Annotated in this window: 13 protein-coding genes; 6 read left to right on the forward strand and 7 right to left on the reverse strand. The window is 46.8% G+C overall.

Going from position 1 to position 14342, the window contains the following annotated elements:
- The first annotated feature begins 103 nt into the window (after positions 1-103).
- Entirely contained in the window at positions 104-1891 is a 1788-nt protein-coding gene (locus BN1044_RS21585; protein WP_072310406.1) for a methyl-accepting chemotaxis protein, read from the forward strand.
- A gap of 44 nt (positions 1892-1935) precedes the next feature.
- Here BN1044_RS21585 and BN1044_RS21590 read toward each other — a convergent pair whose 3' ends face one another.
- On the reverse strand, positions 1936-3861 hold the full coding sequence (locus BN1044_RS21590; RefSeq protein WP_072310407.1) for an aliphatic sulfonate ABC transporter substrate-binding protein: 1926 nt from the start codon (positions 3859-3861) through the stop codon (positions 1936-1938).
- Between the two features lie 278 nt (positions 3862-4139).
- Between BN1044_RS21590 and ssuD the strand changes: the two genes are divergently transcribed.
- Complete coding sequence (gene ssuD / locus BN1044_RS21595) at positions 4140-5321, forward strand: FMNH2-dependent alkanesulfonate monooxygenase (RefSeq protein WP_072310408.1); 1182 nt, start codon at positions 4140-4142, stop codon at positions 5319-5321.
- A 101-nt stretch (positions 5322-5422) separates the two neighbouring features.
- A complete protein-coding gene (gene tehB, locus BN1044_RS21600; protein ID WP_072310455.1) occupies positions 5423-6037 on the forward strand; it encodes a tellurite resistance methyltransferase TehB in 615 nt (204 codons plus the stop codon).
- 78 nt (positions 6038-6115) lie between these two features.
- Here the strand turns inward: tehB and BN1044_RS21605 are convergent, their stop codons facing one another.
- Together BN1044_RS21605 and BN1044_RS21610 are read right to left on the reverse strand one after the other, a co-directional pair.
- Entirely contained in the window at positions 6116-6388 is a 273-nt protein-coding gene (locus BN1044_RS21605) for a hypothetical protein (protein ID WP_072310409.1), read from the reverse strand.
- Positions 6389-6508: 120 nt separating this feature from the next.
- On the reverse strand, positions 6509-7348 hold the full coding sequence (locus tag BN1044_RS21610) for a DMT family transporter (protein ID WP_072310410.1): 840 nt from the start codon (positions 7346-7348) through the stop codon (positions 6509-6511).
- Positions 7349-7444: 96 nt separating this feature from the next.
- Between BN1044_RS21610 and BN1044_RS21615 the strand changes: the two genes are divergently transcribed.
- The 3 genes from BN1044_RS21615 (at position 7445) to BN1044_RS21625 (ending at position 10381) form a co-directional block, all read left to right on the forward strand.
- Positions 7445-7936, forward strand: coding sequence for a MarR family winged helix-turn-helix transcriptional regulator (locus BN1044_RS21615; RefSeq protein WP_072310411.1), 492 nt, complete (start codon positions 7445-7447; stop codon positions 7934-7936).
- A 75-nt stretch (positions 7937-8011) separates the two neighbouring features.
- Entirely contained in the window at positions 8012-9472 is a 1461-nt protein-coding gene (locus tag BN1044_RS21620; protein WP_072310412.1) for an AMP nucleosidase, read from the forward strand.
- A 291-nt stretch (positions 9473-9763) separates the two neighbouring features.
- Positions 9764-10381: a CatB-related O-acetyltransferase gene (locus tag BN1044_RS21625; RefSeq protein ID WP_072310413.1), complete on the forward strand. Its 618-nt coding sequence runs from the start codon at positions 9764-9766 to the stop codon at positions 10379-10381.
- Between the two features lie 303 nt (positions 10382-10684).
- On the opposite strand, the gene BN1044_RS21630 is transcribed toward BN1044_RS21625, so the two are convergent.
- Genes BN1044_RS21630 through BN1044_RS21645 form a run of 4 tightly spaced genes read right to left on the reverse strand, consistent with a single transcriptional unit; the run spans position 10685 to position 14225 of the window.
- The gene (locus tag BN1044_RS21630) at positions 10685-10954 is read right to left on the reverse strand and encodes a YdgH/BhsA/McbA-like domain containing protein (protein ID WP_072310414.1); all 270 of its coding nucleotides are present in this window, start codon (positions 10952-10954) and stop codon (positions 10685-10687) included.
- Positions 10955-10976: 22 nt separating this feature from the next.
- Positions 10977-12107, reverse strand: a complete 1131-nt coding sequence (locus tag BN1044_RS21635; protein WP_072310415.1) for an ABC transporter permease — start codon at positions 12105-12107, stop codon at positions 10977-10979.
- Positions 12100-13260 (reverse strand): ABC transporter permease, encoded by a 1161-nt coding sequence (locus tag BN1044_RS21640; RefSeq protein ID WP_072310416.1) that lies wholly within the window; start codon positions 13258-13260, stop codon positions 12100-12102. The genes BN1044_RS21635 and BN1044_RS21640 overlap by 8 nt, the downstream gene beginning before the upstream one ends.
- Positions 13242-14225: an HlyD family secretion protein gene (locus BN1044_RS21645; protein WP_072310417.1), complete on the reverse strand. Its 984-nt coding sequence runs from the start codon at positions 14223-14225 to the stop codon at positions 13242-13244. Before BN1044_RS21645 ends, BN1044_RS21640 begins: the two co-directional genes overlap by 19 nt.
- Positions 14226-14342: the final 117 nt, after the last annotated feature.

Below are 14342 nucleotides of genomic sequence, written 5' to 3' on the forward strand. Positions count from 1 at the left end.
CGTAAATAACTCAAGTTTTATTTATTCAAGCCGTTATCTAGTGTGCTGTTTCAATAAAAAACATAAGTCTGGCATATCTCTCTTCTAATCAGGGCAAGCTATCATGTTCGACTCTATCCGTTCACGTATTCTGGCAGCTTCTACCGCCATTGTTATTTGCTCTCTTTGTATCAACACCTATCTTAATTACTCAATTGCGAATAAATACAATAATAGCGCAATTGATAGCACGCTTGAGGCCGTTTCCTCCAGCCACAACCGCGCAATTTCCGATTGGGTGGCAAGCAAAAGCCGGTTGGTTGCATCCCTTACGCCGCATGTTACCTCTCCTGACCCAATGCCACTGATGGTGCAAACCGCCAACGGCGGCAACTTCATGGGGATTGATATTGGTTATCCTAATAAGATCGATATTTCATCGGTGCCTAACAGCGTTCCCGAAGGTTATGATCCCACTACGCGACCTTGGTATATCCAAGCCGTAAAAGCGGGTAAACCCATAGTCACTGAGCCTTATGTTGACGCTAACACCAAGAAAATGGTGGTCACGTTTGCCGCACCGCATATCGAAAATGGCATTCTAAAAGGCGTGGTGGAAGGGGATGTGACCATGGACAGCGTGATTGAAAACGTGCGTTCTATACATCCAACGGAAAACAGCTTTGGCATGCTCATTGATGCGGCTGGCAACATTATGGCGCATCCCGATGAATCGCTGACCCTCAAGCCGTTATCTGACATTGCACCTAACCTAGAATTGTCCCGTTTGCTGAATGCTCGTTCACCGATTGAATATGACGTTAACGGCAGCGCCAAACTGTTGCTGGCACAGCCGGTTGCCGGAACGCCGTGGTTTACCGTGGTGGCAATGGATAAAACCGAGGCCACGGCAGGAATGCGTTCGTTGCTGACCACGTCATTGGTGACGCTGTTGGTATTGATCGTCGCCGCCGCCGTGATTATCGGCATCATTGCCCAGCGCGCGCTAACACCGCTGATTAAAATTCGCGATGCGATGGATGCCATCAGCTCAGGCACGGCAGATTTGACCCAGCGCTTGCCAACCAACGGCAAAGACGAGGTTTCACAAATTGCCGGTTCGTTTAACCGCTTCATTGATAAGCTTAGCGACGTGATGAAGTCTATCCGTAGCAGCAGTGAGTCCGTGCGCGTTGCGGCCAATGAAATTGCATCAGGAAACCAAGATCTCTCCAGCAGAACCGAATCTGCGGCGGCCAATCTGCAGCAAACGTCCGCAGCGTTGGAGCAAATCTCTTCCACGGTGGCGCAGTCGGCAGGCGCCGCGAAACAGGCAAACAACGCGGTTCATTCAGCCTCTGCGGATGCCTCTCGCGGTGGTGAGGCGATTGCCAAAGTGATCAGCACCATGCAATCGATTGAAACCGCCTCCGGCAAAATTGGTGACATTACCGGCGTCATTGACGGCATTGCTTTCCAAACCAATATTCTGGCGCTAAACGCCGCCGTGGAAGCGGCTCGAGCGGGTGAGCAAGGACGCGGGTTTGCCGTTGTGGCTGGTGAAGTGCGAACTCTGGCGCAGCGCAGCGCGCAAGCGGCTAAAGAGATTAAATCTCTGATTGAGTCGACGGTGCGCAGCGTCGCTTCCGGCTCAACGCAGGTGCGTCAAACCAGTGAAACCATGACGGATATCGTGACCAGCGTTTCCGCCGTCACAACGATAATGTCGGAGATCACCAACGCCGCCGATGAACAAATGCGCGGTATCAATGAAATCAATAAAGCCGTTACCCATCTTGATACCATGGTGCAGCAAAACGCCGCGTTAGTAGAGGAATCGACGGCGGCCTCCGGTGCGCTGTTGTCGCAGGCCAACGATTTAGTCGGCGCGGTAGGACAGTTCAACGTATAGCTTGGTTATTCATTCGGCTTAACATCCCCATCAAAACGGGGATGTTAAGCTAATCCCTCATTCCAAACGGCATCGCGTATGCTTATTGCTTTCGGCATCAAGCCTAACGCATAAAACCGGTCGGCGATGGTTTGCTGATCGCGTATCACGGTTCTATTAATGGCACGCGGCTCATGTTGACGGCGAGATAATGCCAGCGCCAGTGAAGCCTGCGGCAGGCCTAATTCTTGCGACAATAATTGCGCGGCTTTTTCTGGCTCGGCCGCAATAAACATCCCGGTCTGTTTAAGCTCATCCAAGACAATCTTGATCAGATCGGCTGAACGTTGGGCAAAATCGCGGCGCGAGAGATAAAATTGCTGATTGAGTACCTTGCCGTGACCATCTTCAATAATGCGCATATCGCCGGAAATCTGAGCATCGCTCAGCAAGGGATCCCACATCATCCACGCATCCACAGAATGAAAGTCTGACGGAGTCAGGGGATATCGTAGCGGCGTATAGCTCACGCGCACGTCGTCGAGGGTTAACCCATGTTCATCCAACATTTGCAGCAACAGATAGTGCACGTTTGAACCGCGATTCACCGCAATACGTTTTCCGCGTAGATCTGAACAGTGATGAATAGAACTGTCTTGAGCAACCACCATTGCTACGCTGTGGGGAGACGGCGGTTCGTAGGCGACATAGATAAGCGAGCTATTTTGCGCCTGAGCCAATACAGGGGGAACTTCGCCCGTGGCACCGAAATCGATCTCATTATTATGCAGCGCGTGCAGCAACTGGGGACCTGCGGGGAACTCGCTCCACAGCACACTTACACCCCATTGCGTCAGTCGTTTCTCAAGACTCTGTCGAGCTTTGAGCATGCCTAAATTACCGAACTTTTGATAGCCAATGCGCAGCTCGCGCTCGGCTGTTACGTCCTCAAACGCAGCGTGGCTGCGCGGCGATAAAGTCTCTTTTCTCCGTGATTTGATAAGCCCTTGATTCGCAAGATGAGTGCGTAACGTATTGCGACTGATGCCCAACATAGCGGCGGTTTGTTGCTGGTTGTTATTGTTCATACTAAACGCATGATGTATCAGCGCATCCGTGATTTGCTGAAACAGCTTTGGCGTCTCTTTTTCAAGCTGCGAGCGAATAAAAAGGGCAATTTCATTCTCATCATTAGCGTCGATATTAGTGACGGCGTCACTTTTAAGCGGTGCGAGTTTTAATTCATGGGGGAGTATCTGTTGTTCTTGGCTGAGCAGCACCGCGTTGTGCAGCGTATTTTCGAGCTCTCGCACATTGCCGGGCCAGCGGTAGTCGGCTAACGCCTTGAGCGTATTATCCGCTAAGGTGAGCTGCGGTCGCCCTAAACGGTTGGCATATAAAGCTAGAAAATGCTGCGCCAGCGCAGGGATATCCTGTGGACGCTGGCGTAGAGGCGGCAACGTGACTGCGGCAACGTTGAGGCGATAATAGAGATCTTCACGAAAGCGGCGCTCTTTAATCGCATCGGCTAAGTCAACGTGCGTGGCTGCAATAACACGAACGTTGATAGGAATCGGCGTTCGAGAACCCACGCGGGTGATTTCTCGCTCTTGCAGCACGCGCAACAGCTTGACCTGCAACGACAGGCTAAGTTCGCCAATTTCATCCAGCAATAACGTCCCACCCTCAGCGGCTTCAAACCAGCCCTGATGCCGATTTAGCGCCCCGGTAAACGCGCCTTTCTCATGCCCAAATAACTCGGCTTCGGCCAGACTTTCACTTAATGCACCGCAGTTAACCGCCAAGAAAGGCCGATCGTTGCGTAGGCTATGATGGTGAAGATAGCGGGCCACGACTTCTTTGCCGGTTCCGGTTTCCCCAACGATCAGCACGGTGGCATCGGTGGGCGCAAGTTTATCCAGCACGTTTTTAAACGCGATAGAGGCGGGGTCGACCAACACCGGCTGTGATGAAAGTAACGGCAACGGCATAACTCATTTCCATAATGAATGCGTGATGCAATCGAACATATCTCATCGATGCTCTGGCGGCGAGATGCAGCAAACCGCGTTCTGCTGCAAATGCAGCAGCTTAGGTGCCGATGCTGTTGCATTTGCAGCAAGCCTGAGAAACCGAATTTGTCATAATTAATTGATTTTAATGATAAATAAAAACCAAGCATGTTGGCATATCTTGTGCAGAAAGATTTATAACCAAAGAAGTTATTTCAATAGATATTCTTTAAATATGGTTATAAAGGAAAAGCATAATGAGCGAACAGCATCAATCTGGCATTAACGTTTTTTGGTTCCTTCCAACCCATGGCGATGGCCGCTATTTGGGTACCGCTGAGGGAGGACGCTCCGTTGATCTTCAATATTTACAACAAATTGCGGTAGCGGCAGATTATCTTGGCTACTACGGCGTATTGATTCCAACGGGGAAAAGCTGTGAAGATTCATGGCTTGTCGCGGCGGCATTAGCGCCCATGACGAAACGCCTACGGTTTTTAGTCGCGGTGCGTCCCGGATTGCAACCGCCCAGCTTGGCTGCGCGCATGGCTTCAACGCTCGACCGGCTTTCTGAAGGGCGGCTGCTGATTAATGTTGTCACCGGTGGCGATCCGGTTGAAAACAAAGGTGACGGTATATTCCTGAGTCACGCTGAACGTTACAACGTCACGAATGAATTTTTGCACGTGTACAAAAAATTGCTGCAAGGTGAAAAAGTCGACTATTCCGGAGAGCATATTCAGGTTGAAGGCGCGGAATTGTTGTTTCCACCCGTTCAACAAGATGGCCCTCCGCTCTATTTTGGCGGTTCATCGCCTGAAGCTATCGACGTTGCTGCCAGCCAAATTGATACCTATCTTACGTGGGGAGAGCCGCTAGATTTGGTGGCTGAAAAACTCGCGACCGTACGCCAGCGCGCTGAACAAGAAGGGCGAACGCTGAAATATGGTATCCGTCTACACGTTATTGTGCGCGAAACCGAAGAGGAAGCATGGGCTGCCGCGGAAAAACTGATTAGCCATGTGGACGATGAAACCATTGCCGCCGCGCAGAAAATTTTCGCCCGTATGGACTCATCGGGGCAAAAACGCATGAGTGAGCTGCATAACGGCTCTCGAGACAGTTTGAAAATTGGCCCCAATCTGTGGGCCGGTGTGGGATTGGTTCGCGGCGGCGCGGGCACCGCGCTGGTTGGAAATCCGCAGCAGGTTGCCGACCGCATTGCTGAATACCAAGCGCTGGGCATCGATAATTTCATTCTGTCTGGGTATCCGCACCTAGAAGAAGCCCATCGTTTTGCCGAACTGGTGATGCCGTTGCTGACCTTAAATCACACGCCAGCGCAGCGTGCTCAGAGCATTAACACCGGTCCTTTTGGTGAAACGATAGGAGGCGCTAAACGTCCAACGGCCAAAAAACCGGATGCTGTAAAGCTCTGATTACCGCAAGCGGCAAAATCCACTGACGTGCAGGGAAGCATTTGTGGGTGGAATAAGGGATAATTACCCGATTAATTCTGGTAATTGATATGGACACGCTAATGAATTCTGAAACAACTCACATGACACGCGACAGCGATTACTTCACGAAGAAATATGAACTGACGTCGACGCACTCTGAGGTAGTGAATGCCGCTAAGATCGTTCCTGTTGGGAATGCATTAGATCTTGGCTGTGGCCGTGGTCGCAACTCGCTGTATCTGAACCTGAAAGGGTTTAACGTTACCGCGTGGGACAAAAACGTCATGAGCATCAACAGCCTGAATGACATTATTCAGGCTGAGGGGCTAAAAAACATTACGGCAGAGCAAGTTGACCTCAATACCCATCGCTTCAGTGGAGAGTATGATTTCATTCTTTCAACGGTGGTGTTTATGTTCCTGGGGCGACCAGAAATTCCGGCCATTATTCGTAACATGCAAGACAGCACCCGCATCGGCGGTTACAACCTGATTGTGGCCGCGGTAGATAGCCCTGATTATCCTTGCAACGTTCCGTTTTCATTCACCTTCAAGCCCGACGAGCTGCGCAACTATTACAGCGGTTGGGAGTTTGCAAAATACAACGAAGATGTAGGGGAGCTGCATCGGGTTGATGCCGACGGCAACCGCATTAAAATGCGCTTCGCCACCATGCTGGCGAAAAAAATAAGTTAAAAAAACGGTTAATACAGCGAGAAAGGAGCTTTAGTGATAAAGCTCCTTAATTGATAGGCATTAATAAGTTTGTCTGGCTCAGTAATAAACACACTCGTGTTTAACCTCTGGATTTTGGTGCATGACGGCCAGAATCGCATTCAGCATATGCTCAACATTTTGCGGCGGATCTCTCTGCTCAATTCTGCGCACCCATTCTTTGCCGTCGATATGTTCTCCCGGGCGCACCAGAAAACTGTATTTCTGCACCGCAAGCTGGAAGCTCTCTTCAATATGATCGTATTGCGCACAGTGGCAGCAGTCGACAATCAAAATTCCTGCAAAGGTACGCGTTAGCCCGAAAGTATTCATAAGACACCTCAGAGAGGAATAAATGATTACTCTTTAGGTATAGCATTTTCATATGGCATTTGTGTTACAGGCAATAAATATAGAGCCATTGATAACAACAGCGCGATAGGACACCGGTTGCTAGACGGCTGCGGGCTTGGCCTTTATCGTTTTCATCAGCAATATCGACAAGAAGATCAGGATAATACCGCTCCATTGAACGACAGAAAGCCGTTCGCTCAGGATGATAAAACCGAGTAAGACTGCGGTAACAGGGTTAAACAGCGATATCATTGACATGGTATGCGGGCCAAGAAGCGTCACCGAACGTGTCCAGCACCAGTAGGCAAATGCGGTGTTACACACCACTAACCACGTTAGGCCAACCCAGGTTTTTGGGGTAGGTAGAGCGGGTATTCCCGCAAACATGAATGCAAAGGGCAATAAAAGAATACCGCCAAGGAATAGCTGCCAGGCCGCAAGACCAAGCTGGTCGTTGGTGGGCCAACGTGAGATCCACAGAGACGTTTGCGCCATCAATAACGTGCCCAACAACGCCGCAGCCACGCCGATAATGTCTAAATTAGCCGAAGGATTCAGCAGTAACATCACGCCAACCAGCCCTAATACTGCGAGTCCAAGCTTAGATAACGCCGGTTTTTTTCCCTCCTGAATCCACTGTAACAGCAACACCATCAACGGCAGCGTTGCGCCCAATGTGCCAGCCACAGAGCCGGGTAATCGATGCGCGGCAATAAACAAAAGCACAAAGAAAAGAGATATGTTACAAATGCTTATTGCAAACATTCGGCTCCATTTTAACGGTGACTTGGTGGGGTGGATCAGCAACAGTAAAATACCGGCAGGCAGGGCGCGGAAAACCGCAATCCAGACCGGCGGGATGTCTTGCAGGAAGTAGCCAACAACGGCGTAGGTACTTCCCCACAGCAGCGGAACCATAAAAGCGATGAGTATGTTCATATTTATCTTTTTGAAAAGTTACTTTTGTAAAAGACAAGTTAGTAGCGAAATAAAAATAAAACAAGTATCTTTTTAAAAAGATATCGTGGAGGAGCGATGACACAAGATCACGTAGATAAAATTATCGCGCAGTGGCAGCGCGAGCGACCAGACCTCGACTGTTCTCCGATGGGGATTATTGGCCGAATGGCGCGTATGGGGCAGCTGTTATCGGGCAAAGTCACCTGCGTTTATGAGCAACACGGTTTAGACACCATCGAATTTGATATTTTGGCTACGCTACGCAGAAGCGGAGAATTGATAACGCCAACCGACCTCTATCAAACGGTCATGCTCTCTTCCGGTGCCATGTCGGTGCGCCTCGAACGGCTGGAATCGCGGGGATTGGTGTTCAAGCAGCCGAATGCGCATGATAAACGCAGCTGCAAAATAGGGCTGACAGAAGAGGGCCTGAATGTGATAGATCGGGCGCTAGAACATCACGTTCAGAATGAAAAAGAGATCCTTGAACCGCTTACAGCGACCGAAAGGCAGCAATTAGCCGATCTCATGCGGCGCTGGTTGCTGCATAATGAACCCGCTGAATAATATCAGCGATAAGCAAAAATTTACGAGTAGACCATACTGTTAAACCTGCGCTTTTCGAGTCATTAAGGGGATATTTTGAATAAATCACAAGAGACTATGCATCTCACGGCATCCGAAGCACTTGATCGACTTGAATTACTGTATGAGTCAGCGCTGTCCGCACTGCGTACCGCCATCAGCGATTATATCCATGAGGGGAAATTGCCAGACGTAGGAGAAAGGGCCAAAGGACTGTTTTCTTACCCGCAGCTGAGCGTTAGTTGGGATGGGAAATTTCGCGAACACCTAAGAACACGAGCCTATGGGCGTTTTTCTCGAACAGGCCAATACAGCACGACGGTTGCCCGCCCAGCACTATTTCGAGAATATTTAGCGGAGCAGCTAGCATTATTAGAAACCGAATACGGCGCGAGCTTTGAAGTGACACCGTCACAACAAGAAATGCCGTATCCGTTTGTTATTGATGGTTCTGATCTTATTCTGGATAGAACCATGACGGCAGGATTAGCGCAGCATTTTCCAACCACGGATCTGGCCAAAATTGGCGATGGGATCACCGATGGTTTAGAAACGGGGAGTGATGTCTTCCCGCTGTCACACTTTGACGCGCTACGCACCGATTTCTCTCTGGCACGCCTCAAACACTATACCGGTACGCCAGCCGAACATATTCAGCCCTATATTCTTTTTACTAACTACAGTCGCTATGTTGATGAGTTTGTTAGTTGGGCATGCGAGCAAATTCTTGATCCGAATAGCCCTTACGAGGCGTTGTCCTGCGCCGGTGGCAGCTATATCACCGCTGAAACGGCCGACCCAGAGAAAACCACTTCTGATTTGGCGTGGAAGAAACACCAGATGCCAGCCTACCACCTGATTTCATCGACAGGTCAGGGGATCACGCTGGTTAACATCGGGGTGGGCCCTTCAAATGCGAAAACGATCTGCGATCATCTGGCCGTTATCAGACCACACGTCTGGTTAATGATTGGCCACTGTGGTGGGCTGCGTGAAAGCCAAGCCATCGGCGATTATGTGTTGGCGCATGCTTATTTACGTGATGATCACGTGTTAGACGCCGTTTTGCCGCCTGATATTCCGATCCCAAGCATCGCTGAAGTACAGCGTGCATTATATGATGCCACCAAGGCCGTAAGCGGAATGCCGGGAGAAGAGGTGAAACAGCGACTTCGTACCGGTACCGTGGTGACGTCTGACGATCGCAACTGGGAGCTACGTTTCTCCGCATCGGCGCTGCGTTTTAGTTTAAGCCGTGCGGTGGCGGTAGACATGGAGAGCGCAACAATTGCCGCGCAAGGCTATCGTTTCCGCGTTCCTTACGGCACGCTGTTGTGCGTATCAGATAAGCCATTGCATGGTGAAATTAAACTGCCGGGCCAAGCCAACCATTTCTATGAAGGCGCAATATCCGAGCATTTGCAAATCGGTATTCGCGCGATTGATTTATTGAGAGCCGAAGGCGATAAGCTCCATTCGCGTAAGCTGCGCACCTTCAACGAACCACCGTTCCGTTAAGATTTTTAATATGCTGAAAGCCCACGTCTGTGGGCTTTTTTTATATTCATTGGTGGCCTATTTGCGAAAAATTTATCTCACAGTGAGCCCATGTTTAGCTTCAACATTTACACAATACGGTATGTTCGATACTATTTGACCGAACTTGCCGTAAGGAAATCAGGTATGAACCTTCCACATTTACCTCTGCTAAAACACCCTCGAATCTCTAATGACAGTAATTATCTGAACGAGTAATTACTGCCACGAAATAAAATCGTTCCGTGGCTCTTATATAGAAAAGGACGAGTCATGAAAGAAAAACATTGGTCAAAGACCGAGCTGTTGCACCTCTCGGTAACCAACCCGAATATCATTGTTAAAAGTACCCACAGTTATTACAGCGATTACTGGGACGGCGGATTTGAACGCTCGGTGGTTCGGTATCTGCACGGTGACGCTGTTAGCCAAAATTGGGAACCCTTAGGGTATATAGATAAACTGCTGATTGGTGATTATGTCTGCATAGCCGCAGAATGCGTGATCTTAATGGGTGGGAATCACAATCACCGCACTGATTTTATAAATCTCTATCCCTTCATGGAAACGATATACCACACCTATCAACACAAAGGCGACACCGTTCTTGGCGATGCATGTTGGTTAGGAATGCGCAGTATGCTGATGCCCGGCGTTAACGTGGGCGAGGGTGCCATTATTGCTGCGGGAAGCGTCGTAACCAAAGATGTTCCACCGTATGCCATTGTTGGTGGCAATCCGGCAAAGCTGATTAGGTACCGGTTCTCTGACGCAGATATTGTTCGGATTTTAGCGTTGAATATTTATAGCAGACCTGAAGCAGAGATTGAGAAGATTAAGCTATTGCTCAGTTCAAACGATCTCGACGCATTGGAACGCGTATTGGTTTAGCTATCTGACATGTCGTAACAGTTTCGTTAAAACGAGATCAGCCGTAAAACGCAAAATGAAAAGCCTAGCAAGTGACGCTGGGCTTTTTTGTCTGCTTTATATAGGTTTCAACTGACGAAATCTGGCCGGTAATCCTACTGCTAAATGCTCAGATTTCACGTAGCGCAAGCAGTTGAAATAAGTTAAAAGATGATGAGGTAAGGTGCGCTAAAGTAGCATTAAGTGCGAACGATAGTTATTTGAAAAAATTTAGGGTTCGCACTTGATACGACGTTTTAGATAAAATACTCAAACTGTAAAGCGTTAGTTATAAATAATGGCATCGACATTGTATACGCTAGAATCACCAGCGGTTCCCAGTGCAACGATGTAATAGTATCGCGCCCCCGTTTTATCAACCTTGGCATTAAGCGCATTTCTTGCATCCTCAGGGGAAAGAATTGTCGTATCACCATGTATAGACACATGGCCGACTTTATGTAACGTAGTTGTTTGACTTTTACTCACTTCAACGGCAGAAAGTGAATAGGAGGAGAATAAAACCAAAGACAATAAAAAAATATACTTTTTCATACGATTTTCCTTGTTTGTTAATTTATATCTTTCTTTGCATGAACCGAAACCGTAAACGGTTTCTTTTTCTATATACAAACTCGCCAATGGCCAAATAAAGACTTCCAAGAATAATAAGGATAACGATTTCTTTTGTGACGTCCGCAAGTGGCATAGACATCTGGTTCATTCCGGCCATTGCTTTTGTGGCCCACGTTGACGGCAGCATATAGGAAATAAAACGGACAGTAGATGGCATTGCCTGAAGTGGCCAAATAGTTCCAGAGATAAAAAATACCGGAAGAGTGATAAAAGGGAGTGTAAGGTAGATTAATCCCGAGTGAAGAAGACACTCGGTGATCACTCGGCTAAGGCCAATAACCGCATAGATAAAAGGAATTGTGACGGCTATTAGACTCGGAATGTCGGCGGTTTGCCTGTAGCCTAAGATATTTGGAAGAATGACATAAACCACAAGCGATAATATGATCCATATAGGAAACGTTGCGCTCACGCCGCCCATGTACTCACTGAATAGCATTAAATCGCCATCTCGGCGCTTTAACCCTAAAGTAATTGTCACGCAGGCAACCAGAAGCGATTGTTGCAGTATCATTGATACAAGCCCTGGGAAAATAATGGCAGAAAAACTGATCCCTGCATTATACAGCTCTACCAGAGATGCGCTGATGGGCTGTTCATATGAAGCGAAGTCTTTATCACTCCAGTTATTTTTCATAGCCAGCGTTTTATTATAATTTGAAATAGTATCTTCATATACAGACAGTATATCTTTCTGAATTAACCCATTAGGCAAGCGGTTTGTTGCGTCACCATAGGCTTGAATCGAGATTCCTTTACCATTAAGCGTATTTTTTTCCGTATCCTTGGGAAGAATAATGACAGCAAAGATCTTCTTGTCTGCCAGATCCTTTCTTGTTTCCAGTTCGACAGGGTAATGGATGATCTCCAATCTCGACATAGCATTGAGTTTTCGCGCTAGCGCACGACTCATATTGGAGTGGTCTAAATCAACTAATCCAACGGGTAGTTTCCAGACATGATTTCCATAAACCAAACTCATCATGAGCAAAGAGACCAAAACTAGCAACCACAATGGCTTTTTTATCAAATGCATGAATATATGGTAGAAAGTATGGTAATACTCACGCATAGTGACCTCTAGGATTTCGTTTAATTCTAAGATAAAGTCTGCGACGAATAAGGATAAAAGTTATGATGGGGTAAATAGTGAGTATTGCACATGATTTCAGCACTGTTTGTGCTGAAATATGACGTAAGAATATATCAAACATCGTTTTTAACGCATGGGTTAGCGGCTCCATTTCAGATATTACTTTTCCAATAATCGTCAGTGAAAACTCCGGCATTACCAAACCAGAGAAACTTAGTGCAATACTGACCAGTAACCCAATCAGAGTAAACGCCATATTTGTTGACGGCGTGAGGGTATAGAGAATTAACCCTAAACTTTGAGCTGCAAGAACATAGCAGAAGCCAACGCATATAATATAGAGCGGATTTCCATTCACTTTGGCGCCAGAATGAGTGATGAGTATCGCCAACTCAACAACGAGCAATAGTGTAAATATCACTGTATATGGAATGATTTTGCACATAATCATCATATTGAAGCCAATAATTGAGTTTGTTTTTAGCGTCCCCCCGAGAATATAAATAGTTGTCGTTATAACAAACAGTTGTAAAAGATGTATTGTTGCAGCGAATTGCTGATAATAAACAAAACTCCCGCTTGGATTGAAAAGACTGCTATAAACGAGGTGAAGCGCGGATAGTTTTATTCCTTGGTGCTCATTCTGGGCATTCACGATAGGGCGATAAGTGCTATTAATCTCAGATATCAGTCCTGAAAAATCCTGAGATGAATAGCTACCTGAGGCATAGAAAAGCGCATTGTATAAAAACAGAACGCTTGGACTTTTTCCTGCTAGAACATTTTTTTCAAGATCAAAAGGAATATACAGCACGGCATAAACATCGCCATGTTCAAGAGCCAACTTTGCCTGTTCCAAATTATCATTAAAGGATTTTATCTGTGCATGAGATGCAGCATTAAGCTCACGTGTGATTCTTTTTGATAACGGGCTGTGATCAATGTCGACCACGGCAACAGGAATATCTAATAGTGTTCCACTGGAAAAACTTGCATTAAGCAGTGTGAATAACAACAAAGGAAAAATCCAGCATAGCCAATGGTATATGGGTTTTTTAAACGCTATTTTTATTTCCTTTATTGATAAATAAAAATATATTCCAAGATTGGTTTTTATAGTTTCCATAACCATAATACACTCATCCCTGGGCGTAGCCCTTCAATGGATTCTGATGGATACAATCTGATCTCGAATGTTTTTAAGTCAAAATCGCCGGTCGCTCGCGTGGCTCTTTTTGTCGAAAAATCGCCAAGTGGAGAAATATATCTCACTTGGGCCGTAACTACTTTTTCGTTTAGCGCAGGGATGCGTAGACTGACATTATCGCCTTTATGGATACCGGATAGGATATCCTCACGAATATCAAACACGAAATATGACTGTTCGAGGTCAATTAAAACTAAAAGAGGAGAGAGGGCATTTAATAAATCGCCTTCTTCGGCAGGCATCGTACCAACTTCCCCGTTGATGGGAGAAGTCACTAATAAATCCTTCACAATGACCGCCGTTTCATTCAGTTCGTGCTCGGTTGCACGCAAAGTCGCTTCATAAGCCTGCCGTTGTTCAATTCTGTCTCCATTCTGTGCTTCATCTAACAATGATTTAGCTGATTTTAATTTCTGTCTATCAGATTCTTGGTTACGGAATGATTCATCTAGCTCATCTTTAGATACGTAGTGTTGCGGAAAGAGTTTGGCGATCCTTTGATAGGTCATCTCTGATTTTTTAAAATTCTGTGTTGCCTCCAGTAATTGCGCTTTTGCAAAACGGATCTCTTCTTCACGAGTCCCATTTTGCGACATAGCTAAATTTGATTTGGCTTGGTCTCTTAACGCTTCATACTTTTTTAGTTGGGAAACAAGTTCAGGGCTTTCCAATGAGATTAGGTTCTGGCCTTTGACAACATCATCCCCGCGCTGAACAAAACGATCTATTACTCTTCCTTTAGCCTTAGAGGAAACAATGACTTCTGGGGCATCAACTTCTCCCTGTAGCCACACATCACTGCTATAGGCTCGAAAAAGTAATGATATGGCTATGACCACAATAAAAAAAATCACCACACTAACGACGATTGTTAATTCTCTTCTTTTCATCAAAAACACACCTATAAAACCACTTAGAATTTTTTAGAAGCAGTCAAACCATCCAATAGAAATGAATTTTACGTGATTAAAGACGGCAAACTTTGATCAGGATCATTAGCTTGTTAT

The sequence above is a fragment of the Hafnia alvei genome, from assembly GCF_900095695.1.
Lineage (GTDB): Bacteria > Pseudomonadota > Gammaproteobacteria > Enterobacterales > Enterobacteriaceae > Hafnia > Hafnia alvei_B.

Bases quoted from the DNA above. Each gene is read 5' to 3' on its own strand.
- BN1044_RS21585 (WP_072310406.1), top strand. From the start codon at position 104: ATGTTCGACTCTATCCGTTCACGTATTCTGGCAGCTTCTACCGCCATT.
- BN1044_RS21590 (WP_072310407.1), bottom strand. From the start codon at position 3,861: ATGCCGTTGCCGTTACTTTCATCACAGCCGGTGTTGGTCGACCCCGCC.
- ssuD (WP_072310408.1), top strand. From the start codon at position 4,140: ATGAGCGAACAGCATCAATCTGGCATTAACGTTTTTTGGTTCCTTCCA.
- tehB (WP_072310455.1), top strand. From the start codon at position 5,423: ATGAATTCTGAAACAACTCACATGACACGCGACAGCGATTACTTCACG.
- BN1044_RS21605 (WP_072310409.1), bottom strand. From the start codon at position 6,388: ATGAATACTTTCGGGCTAACGCGTACCTTTGCAGGAATTTTGATTGTC.
- BN1044_RS21610 (WP_072310410.1), bottom strand. From the start codon at position 7,348: ATGAACATACTCATCGCTTTTATGGTTCCGCTGCTGTGGGGAAGTACC.
- BN1044_RS21615 (WP_072310411.1), top strand. From the start codon at position 7,445: ATGACACAAGATCACGTAGATAAAATTATCGCGCAGTGGCAGCGCGAG.
- BN1044_RS21625 (WP_072310413.1), top strand. From the start codon at position 9,764: ATGAAAGAAAAACATTGGTCAAAGACCGAGCTGTTGCACCTCTCGGTA.
- BN1044_RS21630 (WP_072310414.1), bottom strand. From the start codon at position 10,954: ATGAAAAAGTATATTTTTTTATTGTCTTTGGTTTTATTCTCCTCCTAT.
- BN1044_RS21635 (WP_072310415.1), bottom strand. From the start codon at position 12,107: ATGCGTGAGTATTACCATACTTTCTACCATATATTCATGCATTTGATA.
- BN1044_RS21640 (WP_072310416.1), bottom strand. From the start codon at position 13,260: ATGGTTATGGAAACTATAAAAACCAATCTTGGAATATATTTTTATTTA.
- BN1044_RS21645 (WP_072310417.1), bottom strand. From the start codon at position 14,225: ATGAAAAGAAGAGAATTAACAATCGTCGTTAGTGTGGTGATTTTTTTT.